Genomic DNA, 21270 nt, shown 5'->3' with positions numbered 1-21270 from the left:
AAACGCGGCTGCATGACCAGATCAACACTTAAAACCTTAAAGGTAAGTTCAAGCGCCCGCTAAAAGGCAGAGCTCAACGGTCAGTTTTTATTTCGATATACTATACTAATATCGGGTCATCAAAATCAATGCACAATAAACACCCAGCCCGATAATAATGGCGCACCATTTTTAAGGTCGATGACGTAGTAGTAAGTCCCCGAAGGCAAAACATATCCTTTGTAGGCGCCATTCCAGGGTTTATCATAACCTGTAGAGGTGTATACTTTTTGCCCGCTGCGGCTAAACACATTCATTGTACTTTCCGGATACGTTGATAAAGCCTCAATATCCCAGTAGTCGTTTAAACCATCGCCATTGGGCGAAAACGTAGTTGGAATAACTATTTTTTTATAAACCCTTACAAAAACACTGACACTGACAGACCCGCATCCAATGCCCGACGAGGCTTTCAGGGTATAGGTAATATCATCAGTCGGACTGGCAATGGGATTCTTTTTGGTCGGATCGTCAAGACCCTCGGCAGGGCTCCACAGGTAAGTATCGGCATACTGTGTTTGGGCATCCAGCACTACCGATTGGCCTTCAAAAATCTTTTTCTGCGGGCTTATACTTGCTTCAGGAACAGGCATAACCGTTACCGTTACCTGTTTAGTTGCTGTACAACCTTCATTAGTGGTTACTGTTACCGTATAGGTAGTGGTTTCCGCAGGTTTCGCAGCCGGACTTTTTGCCGCAGGATCTGACAACCCGGTAACCGGTAACCAACTATAGCTTTTAGCGTCGGCAGCATCCGCGCTAATGATAGTCGCGCTACCCTTGCAAATTGGCGGGGGCGCATTAACCGTTATTACAGGTTTTAAATTCACAACCGCATGCAGTTTATCCGATGTTCTTGAACAGTCGCCTACCGAAAAAACGGTAACCTGGTAGTCCCCTATATCCACCGCAGATGCATTATCAATTACCAGCGGGTTCTGAGCTTTATTAGCTTCGGTAACACCCGGTCCAGTCCATTCATATCTTATTGCACCCGGCGTAGCGGTGAGTGTAAGCGCATCGCCTTCGCACACTGGGGGAGCGATGATTGATGGTTTATCTGGGTAAGCATTAACCCTTATAGTAAGCGACTGTGAATAAGTACGGCAGGTTGGTGAGTTAATGTTATTTCCGTCGGCAGCCGCAAGCCGATACTCATAAGCCCCTATAGGTGTGCTGTTTGTAACAGAAACAGGAAGTTGCGCGCCGGTTGCTCCGGGCAGATCATCCCAGTTACCGTTAGGATTTAGTTTTTGCCATTGTAGCCTTGTATCTGTATAATCGTTCCCTACACTTGATACCAGGGTAAAATTCTTTGTTTCCCCCACACATACATCCTGTGGCATATTGGTAGCAATGTCTGAAAAGCCGACCGGCATAGTTGGGCCACAGGGCCTAAATTGGATATCATCAAGCATCAAATCGTTCCCATTTAGGCCGGGTTCGTTATTGATCATTTCAATTGTAATTTCATTATTACCAGAACCGGTAGAAAACAACATGCTGTACCGGCGCCAATCTTCCGGATCGCTGCTTGCCGGAATTTCGCCGGTATCATACGTGGTTTTTTCGCCGTTGGCATTAGTTATTACAAAAGTAATATCAGGCTCATGAACGCCAGGGCCTGCATGCGCCTGGAATATAAGGTTAAAAACCCACGCCGAAAATTCATACTTGGTATTCTGACAAAGCGTTCCGGCACTAATTTTATAAGTAAAGAATTTTTTGGGGTCTTGCGAAGCATTAACAAGCATCATGTACCCATTAGTATTGCCTGTATGATCATGAGTTACAACCTGCCACCCTTCCGGATGGCAATTACCATAGCCATTATTCACATTTATGTTAGTTGTATTTACAATAGTATATTGACCATCTTCGGGGCAACCCTGTATATAGGTAAAATCAGTTACATCATTTCCCAGGGGGGCGCCATATCCTTGTCCTGATCCAAAATCAAGTTTAAATACCGGATCGCCAAGACTTCCATTACAAACAACTGCTTGTGCGTTTACCTGCGCATGAGTAAATGCAAAGGCAAGCAATATTAACAGAAATAATTTAACGGGGGTAAAACGCATTAATGGTTTGGAAAATAAAAAAACATCGAGCCACCAAAAATATATTTTTTTGCTTACGCCGATGCATAAAAAGCTATTAAAGCGTGAATATATTACGCCCTGCAAAACAATCATTTAGCCCAAACAATCTCCGCTACTAAAAAGTTAATTATTAGTATACAAAACTCCACTGAAATGAAAAACAGCCTCATCATATTTCCTTTTATTATCGGTGCCTTGCTTGTGGCCTGCAAGCATAAAAAACCTGCCAATTATAACAATGCCGATACGGTTATTAACAAAAGCGACCAGGAGGTTAAACTGGCTGCGCCATATGAGACCAAAGCCGTAAAAAACTTTTGTGAGGTTATTGGCTGGCCCAAAGGCCTAACACCTGTCGCGCCTGCAGGCTTTTCGGTAAGCCTTTATGCCGATGGATTGGATAATCCGCGTAATATTTACGCAGCCTCAAACGGAGACGTGTTTGTATCCGAAGCAAATACCGAGCTCAGTGGGCTAAAAAAGATTGGCGCGGATATTATTGGCGTAAGTAAATCACAAAACTACGGCAAAAGCGCCAACAAGATCCTGCTGTTTAAGGATACTAACGGTGATGGCATGCCAGATTCAAAAACGGTTTTTCTGAGTGGGTTGAACCAACCCTATGGTATGCTCATCGCCGGCGAATGGTTTTACGTTGCCAATACCGATGGTTTGTGGCGTTACCCCTATAAAATGGGCGAGATGAAAGTAACCGGCAAAGGCATTAAAATATTAGATCTGCCGGCCGGCGGCTATAACAATCACTGGACCCGCAATATTCACCTGAGTGCCGATGGCAGTAAAATATATGTTTCGGTAGGATCAGGTAGTAATGTTGCCGAGCACGGGATTGCTAACGAGAAGCGCAGGGCCGATATCCTGGAAATTAACCTTGATGGCACTGGCGAACGGGTTTATGCTTCGGGCTTGCGTAACCCGGCAGGCATCGATATACAGCCGGGAACAGGTGTGGTGTATACCGCGGTAAACGAGCGCGACGATCTCGGCGATCAGCTTGTGCCCGATTACCTGACCAGCGTAAAAGACGGTGGATTTTACGGCTGGCCCTGGGCATACTTCGGGCAACATGAAGACCCAGTATTGAAACAGAAAGATCCCAACCCGGAAATGGTTAAAAAGACGCTTGTACCGGATGTAGCCCTTGGCTCGCATACCGCGTCGCTTGGTTTAACTTTCTACAATGGTACAAGCTTTCCGCAAGAGTATCAAAATGGGGCTTTTATTGGCCAGCATGGCTCGTGGAACAGTTCAAAATTGGTAGGTTATAAAGTGGTTTTTGTCCCTTTCAGCAATAATAAGCCCACTGGCCAAACAACAAATTTTTTAACCGGCTTCATTGCCGATACTGCAAAGCGCAAAGTATATGGCCGCCCGGTTGGCGTGGCTGTAGCAAAAGATGGATCATTACTGGTAGCTGATGATGCCGGGAATAAGATTTGGCGGGTTACGCATTAATATTTTAGCCGAACAAAAAACTTACAAAGTTTCAGAAACTTTGTAAGTTTAAGGATGTTTGAATCGTTCAATCATCAAGATATTTACAAACCGGCGATACAGGTTTATGGGTATAAACACCTATTTTTGGTGATGTCCCTGATCATCAACCTATGTTAAAACCGTTTACTATTATAACTTTCGCGCTGGCTGCTGCTATTTCGGCCAATGCACAAAATAAAAAGCCTGCTAAAAAAGATACCACCGAACTCAAGACGGTAATTGTAAAAGGCTATCTGAGCGATCAGCCTGTAATTAGCGTACCCGCCTCGGTAAGTGTACTTGGCGCCGCCCAGCTCCGCATCCAGCCCGATAACTCGTTTGTAAGTGCCTTGAATACTGTTCCGGGTATCCGTACCGAGGAGCGCTCGCCGGGAAGTTACCGTTTATCAATCAGGGGCAGTTTACTTCGCTCGCCTTTTGGGGTGAGGGATGTGAAGATCTATTTTGATGATATCCCGCTTACAGATGCCGGGGGCAACAGTTACCTGAATGCCATCGATATCGCGTCGATACAAAAAGTGGAGATATTGAAAGGGCCCGATGGAAGTTTATTTGGTGCCAATTCCGGCGGTGTGGTGATCCTTAGTCCGCTTAACCGGTATAATGACAGCACTTATATTTCGGCAGGAGTAAACGGCGGCTCATACGGGCTGTTTCACGAAAAAGCGGCAGTGCAGTTAAAAACTACCAATTACCTGCTCAACATTAACCAGAGTTTTCAAACCTATCACGGCTACAGGCAAAACAGCGATACCCATCGCAACTACCTGCAACTGGCCGATAGCTGGAACTACAGCGGCAAAAACACTTTAAAGGCATTAGGTATTTACTCCGATCTGGCTTATGAAACACCCGGAGGTTTAACACTTGCCCAATACAATACCGATCCTACGCTGGCCCGGCAGCCTACACCAACTTTGCCTGGTGCAATTCAGCAGCGCATCGGCATTACTACCAAAATGTACCTGGGCGGTTTAACCAACGAGTATCATTTTAATGACCATATCCGCAACGTCCTTGCAGTATTTGGCAATCATGTTGATTTTGCCAACCCGTTTATTACCAACTATGAACAGCGCAAGGAAAACACCTACGGTTTTCGCACATATTTCGAGTTAACCGGCGATAAAAAACCAAGTTTAGACTGGAAAGTTGATCTGGGTTTTGAATGGCAGCAAACCAACTCGAATATTGCCAACTATGGCAATAAAAAAGGGGTAAAAGATACCACCCAAACTATTGATGATATCCACACCAATCAGCATTTTGTATTTGTACGCTATGCTGCTGATGTATATAAACGCCTGCACATTGAAGCCGCTGTAAGTTTAAATGATTATGGGTACGATTTCAAAAACCTGTATCCGCTTAATCAAAACAACTTTACTAATTGCAACTTCAGCGCACAGTTGATGCCGAGGTTGGCCTTGTCATACCAGATTATCAACGCGCTGGCCTGGCGTGCAAGTGTAAGCCGTGGTTACTCCAGCCCAACCACTGCCGAAGTGCGACCAACTGATAATATTGTAAATACAAGCCTGCAAGCCCAATACGGCTGGAACTACGAAACCGGCTTCCGCCTGCGCAACAGCGATGAAACTTTTATGCTTGATGCATCTGTTTATTATTATCGATTAAACAATGCTATAGTACGCCGACTTAATGCCGATGAAACCGAGCATTATATCAATGCAGGCGGCACCAACCAGTTAGGTACCGAAGCTTCGTTGTACTACTGGATCATTCGCCCTAACAGCTATTCATTTATTCGTGGTTTGCAGTTCAATGAATCATTCACTTACAGCCATTTCAGGTTCAGGGATTACATTGTTACCAATGCCAACTATTCGGGCAACAGGCTAACCGGTGTACCTGAAAACGTATTTGTAAGCAGCGTACAGATCAGGTTTCCCGAAAACCTGGCATTGTTTGTTCAGCATACCTACACTTCAAAAATTCCGCTTAATGATGCCAGTACGGTTTACGCGCAAAACTATAACTTGCTTCAGGCAAGGGTAAGCTATCAGCCAAGCATAGGCCGCAAAACACGCTTTGAAATATTTGCTGCCGCGGATAACCTGCTTAACCAGAAATATAGCCTGGGTAATGATTTGAATGCTGTAGGGAACAGGTATTATAACGCAGCTCCGTTGAGGAATTACTCGGTTGGGATGAATTTTATGTATTAGATAGTGGGTAGTTCATGGTTCATAGATCATGGTGAGAGAAATAAAAAAACATGTCATTGCGAGGAACGAAGCAATCGCATGCTATACAGAGCGGCTATGCTTCCGTGCGGTTGCCACGCTTCGCTCGCAATGACATAGTTTCACAACCTATAGCCCGCTAATGAACAGCGGCAATTGTTAATTAAAAAAGCCCGGTATTTTGTTTCACAAAACACCGGGCTTTTTACAATCTGCAAACTGAAATTAAGGGTTCAGGTTATTACTTCCTCCCTCAGCAATATTACTTCCCCTGCCTTTAGGATCAAAAGCACGGAATTTGATAACACCGCCGTTATAATTCACCTGGCCAGTGTATATTTTGCTTGTAGCATCAGGATCTTTACCATTGGTTGTATACCTGATGGTTAAGCCCGGGAACTCTACATTGCTCAGATATTTACCATCCTGCAGACTGATGCCCGGTTTAGGTACACGGTAATCATAACCGCCATTGTAATACGTAAGGCGCGGCAATTCGCGTTTGCCTAACACATTCAAAAAGTTTGACCAGGCTGCCTGGTATTCTTCTTTACTTTTTGCAGGATCTTTTTCGGTAGCCCAGGCCGGGTCTTGTGCCCAGGCGCGTTCTGCCAAGCCAAGCAGGCGCGGGAAAATCATGTAGTCCATCCTTTCAGGACCTTTAACTGTTTCGGCCCAAAGCGCGCCTTGCAGACCTACTATATTACTTTTGCCAAAGTCGGTAAGGCGTTGTTTGCCGATAAAGATATTCCTGTTTATTGGGTTGCCTTGCTTATCAACGTCGGCGTTTTTAAAGTAATCATAAGGGATAAACGAGAAGAATTTATCGATACCCAAAAACGCGCCCCAATAATAACCCGGCTCATCAAAAGATTTGTAATTGGCCATATCAAAATAAAGGTTGGTAACACAGGTTAGTACAACCTTGTAACCTCCGTTAGCCAGGCGATAGGCTAAATCTTCCTGCCCGGCACCTAAAACATTGTTCCAAACATCAACCTGTAAATGCTCTTTTGTAAAATCAGGGTTAGGCACATAAGCCGGCTGGCCATCAAGCGTGGTTTTACGAAGCGCCATCTCTTCCCAGCCCGAAAGGCGGATGCCTTTTGCTTTCAGGATGTCGTTAACACGACCATAGAAGTAATACCAAAGATCATTGGTACTTTGTATTTCGGGATGAGTAGCCTTAAGCGCGGCATATGCAGGTGATTTTTCCCATACATTGGCAGGAACTTCATCGCCGCCAAAATGAATTGTTGGCAGTGGCGCACCAGCTTCTTTATAGGTGCTGATGAGGTCATTAACTACAGTCTCCACAAAGTTATAAGTTGAGGGCAGCGATACGTCGATCACGTTATCGTTCCAATATTGTACCGAACGGTAATCAGATTTATCATTCTGATCATACAGCAGATATTTTTCGGCTTCAGCTTTTTTGCCTTCGGCCATTAACCTGTCATAACGTGCATTCATAGCCTTAATAGCTCCGCGGGCATGACCGGGCGTTTCAATTTCAGGTACTACGGTGATATGACGGTCATTGGCATATTTCAGGATCTCTATATATTCCGCCTTAGTGAAATAACCTGTACCAAAAGGATTATTAACCTCCGGACCTGAGCCATGTGACGGAGGCAAATGATGTTTGCTATCCAGCGTATGCCCACGTTTTGATGCAACCGAAGTTAGTTCAGGCAATGAAGGGATCTCAATTCTCCATCCCTCATCATCAGTCAGGTGCAGGTGCAGCGTATTCAGTTTATACAAACTCATTGCTTCCAGCAGCTTCAATACCTGTTGCTTTGACTGAAAGTTACGGGCTACATCAAGCATCACCGCACGATAGGCAAAGCGCGGCGCATCGGCAACTTCAACACAAGGAATTTGTATCGAAGTCGGCGCTTTGGCCAAAGCACTTGCTGGAATCAGGCTTTTAAATGATTGGATACCATAATATAATCCGGTGCTTGCAGATGCCCGGATAGTCACTACAGTTGGTTTTATGCTTAACTCATAAGCTTCATCGCCCAAACCGGCTTTATATTCAAATGAAATTACATTGCCCGAGGATTTACTCATTTCCTTTTTTCCAAAGATTGAGGTGATATAATTACGCAAGACTGCTGCTTCCCTACTAAACCGCGCATCGGCAGAAGAAACATTAACACCCGGAGAAAAAGAAAAACTGCCACTACCCGGTACATAGCTTATAGGTGTAGGGAAAACTTTTACTAACTGATCGGCAGGGATATCGGTAACTGTTTTATTTCTGTCGTAAACAATCTCGGGGGTTATCAGGCCCTGGTAAGTAGGTTTATATGGCGTGATATCATATGAGCCGAAAGAATAGCCTTTTTCGGGGGCATTATCCCAAACCAGGTAAGGGCCTTCAGGTGCATCGGTAATATTCACTACAGGATCGTCACACACAAACTCAATACGGGCGGTTTCACCTGGTTTCAGGTCTTTAAATCCCGAAGTTGGGGTGATGCTGTACATATCCCCGTTTACTTGTTCAATTAAAGCGTTATTGCTTACCGCTGCCTTGGTAAAACCACGACCGGAGTTAAAATAGATCTTCCATCCCGCGGCTGGCAATGTTTCATGGCTTTTATTGGTAATTACCAAGGCGGTGAGGGCTTCGTTTTTATTCTGATAGTTATTGTCCATCACCTGCCAGTTGAGGTGCAGTTCGGCAATGTTTGGCTTCTTATCGTCATTAATTTTAAAACCGCTGCATACAAAAACCGCTGCGATAACCATCATCGTAAAAATTTTGTTCATAATTGATCCTGTGCCTGAGAGATAGCAGACAAGTAAATATATAGCTTTTTAAATTATTTTAATAAGTATTTTGAAGAAGTCTTTAGCCTAAAGTATTAAGCCTTAAGTAAAAACTGGGATAGCCTTTATCTGTCGCGGGGTTAGCGATAGCGTCCCCCCTGACTGGCATTATTGAAACTTCCAGCTTCACCTATTACTTAAGCTGAAAGCTTACGTAATACTAAACCACAGGTTACGCTATCGCTAAACCTGCGGCAGATTTATTATTACAACGAAAACTTAATCCAACCCTCACCCTCATGCCCAAAAATAAATTGCTTAGGTCGGATGATCTCGGCCAAAATCTCTATGGAGTCGACGATACGGGGGCCGGGACGATTGAAATATTGATTACCGTCGGCTATATAAAACCTGTCGTTCTTTACCGCTTTGAGCGATGCAAAGCCCGGGCGATCCAATAATAGGTTGATCTCGCGCATGGTACGTTCAATGCTGAAACCGCAAGGCATTACTACAATAACTTCCGGATCCTGTTGCAGAATATCATCCCATGTTACATAAGGAGAATGCTTGCCGTCCTGCGCCAATACAGGTGTTCCGCCCGCAATGTTTATCAAACCGGGCACCCAATTGCCGGATATCATTAAAGGCTCGAGCCATTCAATACAGGCCACCGTAGGCTTACTGTCACTGAATTTCAGCTTATGTTTAATAATATCAACACGTTCCTGCAGGCTTTCAAGCAGTTCAGTGCCGGCACCCGCTACTCCGAGCGCATTGGCAACGTTGGTAATGTCGTTAAAAATATCTTCAAGGCTATTTGGTTGCAGCGATATAATTTGAGCTTGTTTATCAAGATAATTCTCCAATGCTTCCTCTACATCTTTTAGCGATACGGCGCAAACCTCGCATTGTGCCTGTGTTATTACTGCATCGGGAGCGAGGGCTTTAATCTGTTCGCGTTTTACGGTATAAACCGAAAGCGCGTCGGCCAGGATCTCTTTTACTTTTACATCAATATCCGCACTGCTCAGGCCATCGGGAAAATTAGCTTCGGTACATACCGGCAATTGCTTTACCGCCTCCGGAAAATCACACTCATGCGAGCGCCCCACCAGGTTTTTCCCTAATCCTAAAGCACAAATTATTTCGGTAGCGGCCGGCAGTAATGAAACTATTTTTTCAGTTGGCATGTTAACAAGTTAAAGTTTGCAAATGTAAGAATTATAGATGTGCAAATTTCAGATGTGCAGATATGCAAACTATGATAAGATGTGCAAATTTTAAATGTGCAGATTCCAGACGTGCAGATGTCCAAATCAATAAATTAAATTGGGGGCATTATTGTGGTTGCGCCAATCTTTACATTTGAAATTTGCACATCTGCATATTTGCACATCTGCCTATCTACACATTTAAAATTTGCACATCTGCCCATTTGCCAACTCCAATTAACACCCTATCTTTGCTGCGATGATATTTTTGACTTTTTTCATCGGGCTTATAGCCAATTTTATAGGCTATATACCACCCGGCAACATAAACCTAACTTTAGTACAGATCACTATAAACCGTGGCATTAAAGAAGCCGTACGCTTTATAACCGCGTTCTCGGCCGTTGAATTTTTCTTTACTTACTTTATTATGCATGCTGCCCGCTGGCTTTCCGGACAGTTGAAATTGGGTACCATTATCGACTGGATCATGGTAGTGCTGTTTGGTGTAATGGGATACATTACCTGGATCCATCGTAACGCGCCACCTAAGGCTAATTACTCTGAGCATGCCAGTATTAAATATGGTATTTTATTAGGCTTCTTAAACCCCATGCAGGTACCTTTCTGGATGGTGACCGGTACTTATCTCATTACGCACGAATGGATCCTTGACGGACGCGTAGCCCTGGTTATTTTCAGTTTGGGTTCGGCAGCAGGTGCCTTTTTGTGTCTGTTTATTTACGCCAAATTTGCCAAATACATACAAGATAAATTTGCGTTAAGCAATAAACTTATTAATACAAGCATAGCGGTATTATTTTTCGCCTTTGCAGCGTATCATGTTGTGAAGCAAATCTATCTGTCGTTTTTTAAGCATTAAAAACAGAACCGTGATTTGCCTGATTTAAGGATTACCTGATACTAAGCTCAAGGTAATCCTTAAATCCTAAAAATCAAGGTTTAATACATCCACCTTATCCTGCGCCAACTGTACTTTCAGCCCGTCAAGTGATGAAAACTTTACATCGCCGCGGATATAATGGTGAAACTCCATGCGGATAGTTTGGTTATAGATGTCCTGGTTAAAATCAAAAATGTTTACTTCGATATTACGGGTAAGACCATTAACCGTTGGGCGACTGCCGATATAGGCCATTCCCTTATATTTCTGATCTGCAATGATGACCGTTACGGCAAAAATGCCATCACATGGAACAAGCTTGTATTTTTCTTCAATAACGATATTGGCCGTCGGATAACCAAGCTGACGACCAATCTGGTCGCCCCGGACAACATTTCCGGTAATGAAGAATGGATAACCTAAAAAGGCATTTGCCAGATCAATATCACCGCTTAATAAAGCGTTGCGAATGCGGGTTGAACTAATAGCCACCTCATTGATATCCTGCTCGGGGATTTCTACCACGTCAAACCCATAAACCGGGCCAAGGCGTTGCAGGTCTTCAAAACCTCCCTGCCTGTCTTTCCCAAAACGGTGGTCGTAACCTATCACTATTTTTTTTGTACCGATCTTGTTTACCAGCACATCACGGATATAGCTTTCGGCCGATTGATTGGAGAAATCCCTGGAAAAAGGAGTAATGATCAAATGATCAACCCCAAGCTTTTCCATAAGTCCGGCCTTTTCGGCAATAGTAGTTATCAGTTTAAGGCTTTCATCTTCCGGGTGCAATATCATGCGCGGGTGCGGGAAAAAAGTAAGGATCACGGTTTCGCCGCCGGTGCTTGCAGCCAGCTCCTTAATGCCTGATATAATTTTACGGTGCCCGATGTGTACCCCATCAAATGTGCCGATGGTGACTACCGCATTGTTTACCGCTGTAAATTCGTCAATGTTATGATAAACCCTCATTAATTATATGAGTAAAACACAAAGTTAATTTTTAGTTGATGGGATTAACAACAGGAGTGTTTGCGCTTTGTAAATTTCTGTTACCGTGCCGCGTGCGTATCTGATGTCTTCAATTCCCTAACGGTATTTACCAGCTCCATCACTTCCCAGGCATCCTCAATCCTGAAGTTGCCGCTTCGTGTACGTCTTAATTTTGACAGGTAAGCCCCATTATTCAAGGCAGCTCCAAAATCATTCACCAGCGACCGGATATAAGTACCCTTGCTGCACACCACCCTGAAATCAATCTCGGGCAACTCAACTCGGGTTAATTCAAATTCGGTTATAGTTACGTTGCGCAACTTCAACTCCACTTCCTCGCCCCGGCGCGCTTTTTCATATAAACGCTCGCCATCAACTTTTATGGCTGAATGTGCCGGAGGATATTGCTGTATATCGCCTATGAACTGTCCGCAGTTATTACGGAGCATTTCTTCGGTGAGTTGGCTAATGTCAAAACTTTTGTCAGACTCGGTTTCCATATCATACGAGGGCGTTGTAGCGCCTAATACCATTGTACCGGTATATTCCTTTTCTTCGGCCTGAAAGGTATCTATCTGCTTGGTCATTTTACCTGTGCAGATGATCAGCAGACCGGTAGCCAGCGGATCAAGCGTACCCGCGTGACCAACCTTTAATTTTAGCGGTTTAAATGAATTGCGGAGTTTGCCAACCACATCAAAGCTTGTCCATTGATAAGGTTTGTTAACCAGTAAAAGCTGACCTTCAGCAAATTCCTCTATTTTAGTGTACGTATTCTTCAAATCTTTGATTTAGCCGGACCAATTTATCCGATTTTTCGCAAAGGTACGATTTTCGACTTGATTGATAGAAGGAAGGGAAACTGCAGTAAAAAACAAATCGGATATCCGCAAAATTTAAAACATTCGCAGATATCCGATCCTAAAGAAATATCCTGTTAAATATTTTGTAACTGATGGCCGCTCAGCATCAAGCCAATAATTATGGCGCCAACAATAATGCGGTACCAGCCGAATATTTTAAAGCCTTTACGTTCTAAAAAGGTTATAAATGTTTTTATGGCAAGCATGGCAACAATAAATGCTATAACGTTGCCTATTGCCAGTAATTTGATTTCTTCACCGGTAAATATGTGGCCTTCTTTATGGAAGTCATACAATTTTTTAGCAGTTGCGGCAAACATAGTAGGAACAGCTAAAAAGAATGAAAACTCGGCAGCAGCTGTACGGTTTAGCTTTTGGGTCATGCCACCAACAATTGTAGCAGCCGAACGAGATGTACCAGGAATCATAGCCAAACATTGAAAAAAACCAATTTTAAATGCTGTTAAATTGCTGATATCTTTTTCTTGCTTAACGGTTGGTTTATTAAACCACTTATCAACAAACAATAAAATGATACCACCTACAAAAAGGGTAATACCAACTACATAAACACTTTCAAGCAATGCATCAATCTTTTTGCTGAATAATACTCCAAATACTGCTGCGGGTATAAAAGCGATAAACAGCTTTAAATAAAAATTAACCGACTGCAGAAACCTTTTCCAATACAGGATCACTACCGATAAAATAGCGCCCAGCTGTATGGCAATAGTAAACAGTTTAACAAACGGATCTGCGGCTATGCCCATTACCGATGAGGCGATGATCATGTGCCCTGTCGATGAAACGGGCAAAAATTCAGTTATCCCTTCAATTATTGCAAGGATAATAACATGGATGAGATTCATTGGGGATTTAAGGGGTTGAGGTAGAAGTATACGTTATTTACAGCAGGAATGTTCGTTAGATTTGAACATACCTGCTGTAAAAACCAGCATGATTACTGTTTAATTAGCCGAAGGCTTTTTAAGAATAGCGAAGAAACCTAAAGCAAAGCCGCCCAAAACTACGATGGGAGCAATAACTATTTTGGTTGTACTGTAAATATCAGTTGTACCCGACATTAGCACAAAACCCAAAGCTACAACCGCAACGCTGATGATCAGCATACGGTAATTGCTTTTATCGAATATAAATTGCACTGGTTGCGTTGGCGCGGTAGCTTTTGCAGCACCTGTAGTTGTTGCCGAAGCTGTTGCTGCTGCTGGTTTTACAGGAGCCGCTGGTTTAAATTTTTGTGCCATATATCTTTTTTAATGACTGAATTATTGATTTAGTGAATTAGTGATTTAAAGCAGAAGAAAAACCTTTCGGCTTTATCCTTTCGCCTTTAACCTACCTATCTGTACAGATCGTATATTTTTAAACGTAAAAACTTGTTAACAGCTAAAAAGGTACTAAAGCCCGATATAAAAATACCCAGACCAACAACACCTAAAAACACAATACCAAACTCGGTATAGTTTTGTAAAAACACCAGGTCGGGCACATTATCATAAGCAACATATAGGGTACCTATCAGCAGGATAATAGCAATTAACCCGCCAAGTAAACCATGCCAGATACCATATAGTAAAAAAGGCTTACGGATAAACCCTTTTGTTGCCCCAACCAACTGCATTGATTTGATAAGGAAACGCTGCGAATAAATAGCCAGTCTGATAGTATTGTTGATCAACGCTACCGAAAGCACCACAAAAATACCTGCGAAGGTAAGGATGATCAAGCTGATGGTAGTCACATTCTGGTTCATCTGATCTACCAATGATTGCTGGTATTTAACCTCTTTTATCAGCGGATTTTTCAGCAGTTCGGCTTTAAATTTCTCTATATCCTTATTGTTGGCATAGTCAGCTTTCAGATAAACATCAACAGATTGTGATAATGGATTATAACCTAAAAACTTTACAAAGTCTTCGCCAAGGTCTTTTTGCAGGTTACGGGCGGCAAGTTCTTTACTCACGTATTGGGTTTGTTTTACCATTACGTTGCCATCCAGTTGTTTTTGAAGCTGTAATACATCGCTTTCGTGGGCGGCATCATCAACAAAAATATTAAGTACGATGTTTTCCTTAACATAGCTCGAAATATTTTTAGCGTATACCAGTATTAACCCCAGCAATCCTACCATTAACAGCACCATGGCAATACCAAATACAGTTGAAATGTAGATGGTTTTTGTTTTTTTAGAGGATGCGCTTGCTTCAAATTCTTCCATTTACGTTTGTTAGATGTTAGATATCCGATTTGAGATTTGAGGCCACTGCCCCTTCAAATTAATATCATATTTCTGCGAAAATAAGAAACCCACCCTAAAGGTAAAAGTTTATTGCTTATAAATATGTTTAATAGCGCCTTAGCTAACATATTTAACATTTATTAACAGCTAACCGGATCAGAATTTACAGGATTTAAGAATTAACAGAATTTATCGCTTTTGACGACTTGGCTACCCTGACAGGTAATTCTGAAAATTTAAAAATTCTGTAAATTCTGATTCAGACAATCCCGATACAGACAAATTAAAAACCAAATTCTGATATAAATCTGGAGTTAAACAAAGCATCATTGCCTTTGTTATTAAATTATGACAAAGCCAGCAAACGAAAAAGATAAACCTTCACCATCAGATACCCCGACCCGCAGGCCGGCCGATAATGGGCATAAAAGCAAGGTGCGGAAAGAAGATAAACAATATCATGCAGATAACCCGCATGGCGGCGATATCGCCAAAAAACATGAAAAAGAAGAGCAACCGGTGCATTCGGTTAAGAGTGTACCGAAGAAGTGAGTCATCTCAAAGCGTCATTGCGAGGAGGAACGACGAAGCAATCGCTTGCTATACAGGGCGGCCATGCTTCCGTGCGGTTGCCACGCTTCGCTCGCAATGACATAATTTTTTGTTTACCTATCTCGCAATCCCCGCCGAATTAAACTGCAAGTCGTACAACTTCCGGTAATGGCCGTTCTCAATTTTAAGCAGCTCCTGGTGAGTGCCCATTTCCATTATCTCGCCATGGTCAAGCACGATGATCCTGTCGGCGTTTTGAATGGTTGAAAGTCTGTGGGCTATCACGATAGCCGTACGGCCTTCCATTAATTTATTGATGGCATTCTGGATCAGGATCTCCGTTTCGGTATCAACAGATGAGGTAGCTTCGTCAAGCACCAAAATTGCCGGGTTATAAACCAGCGCACGGATAAACGAGATCAGCTGCGATTGCCCTGCCGAAAGCGTAGAGCCGCGTTCCATCACATTATAATCATACCCTCCGGGCAGGCGCTCAATAAAATCATGTGCGCCAACATCTTTGGCGGCGGCGATGATCTGTTCACGCGTAATGGCCTGATTATTCAGGCTGATGTTATTGGCAATGGTATCGCTAAATAAAAACACATCCTGTATTACGGTAGCAATCTGCGAGCGCAGATAATTTATATCAAAGTCATGAATGTCATGCCCGTCAACTTTAACACAACCCTGCCCTATCTCGTAAAAACGGTTCAGGATATTAATGGTTGATGATTTACCTGCACCGGTTGCACCAACCAGGGCTAATGTTTCGCCTGGCTTAATGTGGAAGCTGATGTTTTTGAGCACCCAGTTTTCATCGTTATAGGCAAACCATACTTTATCAAAGCTGATATCGCCCTGCAGCCTGCCTGTGGTAAGCGTACCTTTATTTTCAACAACCTCATCGGTATCCAATACTTTAAAGATCCTGTCGGCACCTACCATACCCATTTGCAGGGTATTAAATTTATCGGCCAACTGGCGGATAGGCCTGAACAACATATTAAGCAGCACAATAAAACTGGTGATCAGGCCTGGAGTAATACCTTTACCCGATGCGGTGATAGTTGCCATCTGGCTATCAGACAGCATCCGTTTACAACCATACCAAACCAGCAGGCCCATACATATGGCAAACAGAATTTCCACTACCGGAAAAAATATCGAATAGTACCAGTTCGAGCGGATATTGGCGTCGCGGTATTTTTCGTTCACCGCTTTAAACTTGCGCATTTCCTGGTCTTCACGGGCGAAGATCTGGATCACGCTGATACCCGAAATATGCTCGGCCAAAAAGGTATTGAGCCTCGCTACCTGTGTACGCACCTCCTGGAACGATGATTTGATGGCCTCCTTAAATACATAAGTTGAAGCAAACAGGAACGGCATCGGGATGAGGGTGATCAGCGCCAGTTTCCAGTCCTGCCAAAGCATGTAGCCAATTACGGCAACCACCAGCAGCATATCGCCCATGATAGAGATTAACCCTTCCGAAAAAATATCGGCAATGGTTTCCAGATCGGATACCGTACGGGTAATCAGCATCCCGATAGGTGTCCGGTCGAAGTATTTTAATCTTAAACTGGTAATATGATTAAAGATATCAATCCTCAAATCGCGGATAACGTACTGCCCCAGCGCGTTGGTGGAATAGGTTTGATAATACTGGGCAATGGTTTGAATAATAAGCTGGCCTATCATGAGCTCAACCATAAAAACCAGGCCGTTATAGTCATCATTCAGGATGTTAACATCCAGTGTACGCTGAATCAGAATTGGTTGTATCAAAGCGTTGACCGCTATGAAAATAGTAAGGAAGGTGGCTATAACAAATGTTTTGTTGTAAGGCTTAACATAATGCATTACCCTGCCAAGCAGTTTCCAGTCTAAAGCCTTTCCGGTTACGCCTCCCCCGCCTCCGCCAGCTGGCGGAGGTGCTGCTTGTTTGGTCGCTTCCCCATTCGTTGATGCTGAAGCTTCTTCCTTAGTATCTTTTTTTTCTTTAGCCACTATTTCAAAGTTAAAGTATAATTATATATCATCCAATCTCGCCTGCCCTCCGCCATAGCTCCCCCTTCAGGGGGTTAGGGGGCTTAAGGAGTACGGATATTTAACCTCCGTCAAATACAGCCCGCAGGCGGGTACGCTTGTACCGGCGTTTGAACGGTTTTTACTTTCAATAATCTCGCGGATAGCTTCCGGTTTCAATTCTTCGCGGCCAATCATCATTAAGGTACCTACAATAGCACGAACCATGTTGCGCAAAAACCTGTCGGCAGTGATATGGAAAACTATGCCGTTATCCGTTTTCACCCATTCGGCCCGGGTTATTTTACAGTTATTGGTTTTAACCTGGGTGTTTGATTTACTGAAACAGCTAAAATCAATATACTCCATCATGATAGCCGCCGCCTGGTTCATCAAATCAAGATTTGGTACATCGCGCAATTGCCATGAATATCCGTGTAAAAATGGATCTTTATTGAAATGGATATGATACTGATACGACCGTGCCGTAGCATCAAACCGGGCATGCGCATCGGCATGAACAGGGATCACATTTTTTATGGCGATATCGTAAGGAAGCAAGGCGTTTAGGCCCCTCACCACCTGTTCATGGTTAATAGTTGATGGTTCATAGCCATCGGCCTTACCATGATCTATGAACGATGAACCATTACCCCCAACATCAAAATGCGCAAAAAACTCTTTGGCATGTACCCCGGTATCTGTACGGCCGCAGCCCGTTGCTTCTATTGGTTGGCGAAGTATGGTACTTAAGGCTTTATTTAACAGTTCCTGCACGCTTACGGCATTTTGCTGTACCTGCCAGCCGTGATAGGCAGTACCATTATAAGCCAGTTCAATAAAATAACGCTGATTGATGTTCACAAAGGCAAAGTTAACAATCTGCGAATGATGCCGGGTTCATAATTTGGTCATAGTATTTCGGGGCCGCAACAAATCGGCTACATTCTATAAGCAAAACAATTATATTTGCCCATATAATTTTAATACTATGCTTCAACGCATCCAAAGCATTTACCTTTTGTTCGCCAGCCTTGTGCTGTTTGGCCTTTTCTTTTTCCCGCTTGCCCACAACGTTTATATTAATGATAAGCCGTCAAGCATTATGGTTACCGGTATTTACCAGGATGTTAATGGCGCGCAGCAACATACCCAAACTTTTGTGGCCCTTACTGCCATAACCGCTATTGTGGCCCTCGTTCCGTTAGTTATTATCTTTTTATATAAAAACCGCAAGCAGCAAATAGCATTTTGCTACAGTGCTATACTTGTGCTTATTGGTTATAGCTTTTGGATGGCGCAAACTGTTAAAGGTGTGGCCGGCAGCATTACACTCGACACCCACACCATGGGTATTGGCCTGTTCCTTACCTCGTTAAGTATCATACTCATCATTTTTGCGCAAAAAAGCATTCAAAAAGATGAGAAACTGGTAAAATCGGCCGACAGGTTGAGGTAAGACTATATTAACATTAAGTCAATAGCACTAAGCCGGAAGTCATAAGTCTGGCTTTTTTCTTTTCTATGCTTTTAGTTTGGGGTAAATAACAAGCTGATCCTTGTGATCCGGATGTAAAAAAAGACTGAAAAACCTGTAGTTTTCGCCGTTACAAATAAGCTCTTTATCAAAAAAGCAAGTTCAAAAATCCTCAAAAAATAAAATCCATGTTATGAGATCATTAATTAACTGGTTTTTTTTCAGCTATTTAGTAGCTTATTCGCAATAATACCATCAAACGCAATTTTATCCTAACCAAGCTATTGGAATTGTAAAACATTAACACTATCTTTGCGCCCGATTTGACGATGTTGTCAAATTCGTTATTTAAATTCATGAACAACCCATTTATTGAACTGGGAATCCGTCATGATATTGTTAATGCCATCTCTGAATTAGGATTTGAGAATCCTACACCAATCCAGGAGCAGTCAATCCCGGTATTGTTAACAGGCAGCAACGATTTTGTCGGATTAGCCCAAACCGGGACCGGAAAAACTGCTGCCTTTGGCCTACCATTGTTGGAACTGCTTGATTTCGAAGAAAATCATCCACAGGCACTTGTTTTATGCCCAACACGCGAACTTTGTTTACAGATCGCGAACGACATTAAGAATTACGCCAAAAAAATGAACAACGTACATGTTGTTGCAGTTTATGGTGGTGCAAGCATTATGGATCAGTTACGCCAGATCAAACGCGGCGTACAGATCGTAGTTGCTACACCAGGTCGTATGCTTGATATCATAAACCGTAAGGCTATAGACTTTTCGGCTGTGAAGTATGTAGTATTGGATGAGGCTGATGAAATGCTCAACATGGGCTTTCAGGAAGACATTGATAGTATCTTATCTACCACACCCGAAGAGAAAAAAACCTGGCTATTCTCGGCCACCATGCCTGCAGAAGTTAGGCGGATCGCCAAAAAGTACATGGACAATCCGTTTGAGCTTACTATGGGCGCAAAAAACACTGGTAATGCCAATATCGAGCATGAGTACTATATAGTACGTGCCCGTGACAAGTATGCCGCGTTTAAACGTATTGTTGACTTTAACCCTGATATTTTTGGTATCGTATTTTGCCGTACTAAAATTGAAACCCAGGAAATTGCTGAGTCACTGATTAAAGATGGCTATAATGCCGATTCATTACACGGTGACCTGTCACAGCAACAACGCGATAAAGTGATGAAACGCTACCGTGAGCGCAGCCTGCAGTTGTTAATTGCTACTGACGTTGCAGCACGTGGTATCGACGTTAATGACGTAACACACGTTATTAACTATTCACTACCTGATGAAATTGAAAACTACACCCACCGTAGCGGCCGTACAGCCCGTGCAGGTAAAACAGGTGTATCAATCTCTATCGTTAACGCTAAAGAATTAGGCAAAATCCGTCAGATTGAGCGTGTTATTGGTAAAAAGTTTGTAAAAGCCGAAATCCCAACAGGTTTTGATGTTTGCGAAAAACAATTGTTCTCTATCGTTCACAAAGTACATAATGTAACTGTTAACGAAGAGCAGATTGAGCAATACCTGCCACGTATTTATGACGAATTTAAAGACTTCACTAAGGAAGATTTCATTAAACGTTTTGCTTCAATTGAGTTTAACCGTTTCCTTGATTATTACAAAAACGCTCCTGACCTGAATGCCAGCATCGAAGAAGGCCGTAACAGGTTTGAAGATCGTGGCGAACGCGGTAACGGCGTACGTGGCAACTTTACCCGTTTATTTATAAACTTAGGTTCGGTTGACGAGTTTAACCGTGGCGATTTGTTAGGTTACATCTGCAACACTACCAAAATCAGCGGCCGTACCGTAGGCAAAATCGACGTTAAGGGTGTGTACTCCTTCTTTGAAGTTCAGAACGAAGATGTTGATAAAGTGATGAGCAGCTTCAAAGAAGCAGAATACAAAGGTCGCCCGGTAAGGATCGAGATTTCAGGCGAAGGCACAAGCGAGCGCCGTGAAGGCGGATATCGTGGTGGCGAACGCCGCGAAGGTGGTGGTTACCGTGGTGGCGAGCGTCGTGAAGGCGGATACCGTGGTGGCGAACGTCGTGAAGGCGGTGGTTACCGTGGCAACGAGCGTCGCGAACACAATGGTGGCGGTTTCCGTGATTTTTCAGGCAAGCCCCGCGAAGATCGTCCGGAACGCAGAAGGAGATTTTAATCATCCATCATAAAAAAACCACCATGTGCAAAGCATGTGGTGGTTTTCATGAGCTTCCTTTAGTAAGAAGCATTAGTTTTAGTTTAGTTTTGTTAACAAAGCCTTTTAACCGCTGCATACGGGAA

16 protein-coding genes are annotated in these 21270 nt (G+C 43.2%); 6 read left to right on the top strand and 10 right to left on the bottom strand.

Annotation, left to right across the window (positions count from 1 at the left end):
* Positions 1-125: 125 nt before the first annotated feature.
* The gene (locus tag DEO27_RS29290) at positions 126-2120 is read right to left on the bottom strand and encodes a gliding motility-associated C-terminal domain-containing protein (protein WP_190295270.1); all 1995 of its coding nucleotides are present in this window, start codon (positions 2118-2120) and stop codon (positions 126-128) included.
* Between the two features lie 174 nt (positions 2121-2294).
* Here DEO27_RS29290 and DEO27_RS29285 point away from each other — a divergent pair, with 174 nt between their 5' ends.
* Positions 2295-3617, top strand: coding sequence for a PQQ-dependent sugar dehydrogenase (locus DEO27_RS29285; RefSeq protein ID WP_112574754.1), 1323 nt, complete (start codon positions 2295-2297; stop codon positions 3615-3617).
* A 152-nt stretch (positions 3618-3769) separates the two neighbouring features.
* A complete protein-coding gene (locus tag DEO27_RS29280; protein WP_112574755.1) occupies positions 3770-5848 on the top strand; it encodes a TonB-dependent receptor in 2079 nt (692 codons plus the stop codon).
* Between the two features lie 243 nt (positions 5849-6091).
* On the opposite strand, the gene DEO27_RS29275 is transcribed toward DEO27_RS29280, so the two are convergent.
* Together DEO27_RS29275 and DEO27_RS29270 are read right to left on the bottom strand one after the other, a co-directional pair.
* A complete protein-coding gene (locus tag DEO27_RS29275; RefSeq protein WP_112574756.1) occupies positions 6092-8650 on the bottom strand; it encodes a family 20 glycosylhydrolase in 2559 nt (852 codons plus the stop codon).
* Positions 8651-8916: 266 nt separating this feature from the next.
* Positions 8917-9843 (bottom strand): cobalamin-binding protein, encoded by a 927-nt coding sequence (locus DEO27_RS29270; RefSeq protein WP_112574757.1) that lies wholly within the window; start codon positions 9841-9843, stop codon positions 8917-8919.
* A 280-nt stretch (positions 9844-10123) separates the two neighbouring features.
* On the opposite strand from DEO27_RS29270, the gene DEO27_RS29265 reads away from it, so the two are divergent.
* Positions 10124-10747 carry a LysE family transporter gene (locus tag DEO27_RS29265; protein WP_112574758.1) on the top strand — a complete coding sequence of 208 codons (624 nt, stop codon included), beginning with the start codon at positions 10124-10126 and terminating at the stop codon, positions 10745-10747.
* A 66-nt stretch (positions 10748-10813) separates the two neighbouring features.
* Here the strand turns inward: DEO27_RS29265 and DEO27_RS29260 are convergent, their stop codons facing one another.
* The 5 genes from DEO27_RS29260 to DEO27_RS29240 all read right to left on the bottom strand — a co-directional run bounded on the left by DEO27_RS29260 (position 10814) and on the right by DEO27_RS29240 (position 14863).
* Positions 10814-11740: a bifunctional riboflavin kinase/FAD synthetase gene (locus DEO27_RS29260; RefSeq protein ID WP_112574759.1), complete on the bottom strand. Its 927-nt coding sequence runs from the start codon at positions 11738-11740 to the stop codon at positions 10814-10816.
* 80 nt (positions 11741-11820) lie between these two features.
* On the bottom strand, positions 11821-12543 hold the full coding sequence (truB, locus tag DEO27_RS29255; protein ID WP_112574760.1) for a tRNA pseudouridine(55) synthase TruB: 723 nt from the start codon (positions 12541-12543) through the stop codon (positions 11821-11823).
* A gap of 155 nt (positions 12544-12698) precedes the next feature.
* Entirely contained in the window at positions 12699-13493 is a 795-nt protein-coding gene (locus DEO27_RS29250) for an undecaprenyl-diphosphate phosphatase (protein ID WP_112574761.1), read from the bottom strand.
* Positions 13494-13592: 99 nt separating this feature from the next.
* Positions 13593-13889, bottom strand: a complete 297-nt coding sequence (locus tag DEO27_RS29245; protein WP_112574762.1) for a DUF3098 domain-containing protein — start codon at positions 13887-13889, stop codon at positions 13593-13595.
* Positions 13890-13984: 95 nt separating this feature from the next.
* Positions 13985-14863, bottom strand: coding sequence for a cell division protein FtsX (locus DEO27_RS29240; protein WP_112574763.1), 879 nt, complete (start codon positions 14861-14863; stop codon positions 13985-13987).
* Positions 14864-15232: 369 nt separating this feature from the next.
* Between DEO27_RS29240 and DEO27_RS29235 the strand changes: the two genes are divergently transcribed.
* Positions 15233-15436, top strand: a complete 204-nt coding sequence (locus DEO27_RS29235) for a hypothetical protein (protein WP_112574764.1) — start codon at positions 15233-15235, stop codon at positions 15434-15436.
* 117 nt (positions 15437-15553) lie between these two features.
* On the opposite strand, the gene DEO27_RS29230 is transcribed toward DEO27_RS29235, so the two are convergent.
* On the bottom strand, positions 15554-17302 hold the full coding sequence (locus DEO27_RS29230; protein ID WP_112574789.1) for an ABC transporter ATP-binding protein: 1749 nt from the start codon (positions 17300-17302) through the stop codon (positions 15554-15556).
* A gap of 213 nt (positions 17303-17515) precedes the next feature.
* Positions 17516-18331, bottom strand: coding sequence for a tRNA pseudouridine(38-40) synthase TruA (gene truA, locus DEO27_RS29225; RefSeq protein WP_112574765.1), 816 nt, complete (start codon positions 18329-18331; stop codon positions 17516-17518).
* Positions 18332-18458: 127 nt separating this feature from the next.
* Here truA and DEO27_RS29220 point away from each other — a divergent pair, with 127 nt between their 5' ends.
* Together DEO27_RS29220 and DEO27_RS29215 are read left to right on the top strand one after the other, a co-directional pair.
* Positions 18459-18926 carry a DUF4293 domain-containing protein gene (locus tag DEO27_RS29220; RefSeq protein ID WP_112574766.1) on the top strand — a complete coding sequence of 156 codons (468 nt, stop codon included), beginning with the start codon at positions 18459-18461 and terminating at the stop codon, positions 18924-18926.
* 374 nt (positions 18927-19300) lie between these two features.
* Complete coding sequence (locus tag DEO27_RS29215; RefSeq protein WP_112574790.1) at positions 19301-21145, top strand: DEAD/DEAH box helicase; 1845 nt, start codon at positions 19301-19303, stop codon at positions 21143-21145.
* Positions 21146-21270: the final 125 nt, after the last annotated feature.

The organism is Mucilaginibacter rubeus (genome assembly GCF_003286415.2).
Taxonomy (GTDB): domain Bacteria; phylum Bacteroidota; class Bacteroidia; order Sphingobacteriales; family Sphingobacteriaceae; genus Mucilaginibacter; species Mucilaginibacter rubeus_A.
The sequence above is the reverse complement of the archived record's forward strand: the minus strand, read 5'-3'. Positions and strand labels throughout refer to the sequence as shown.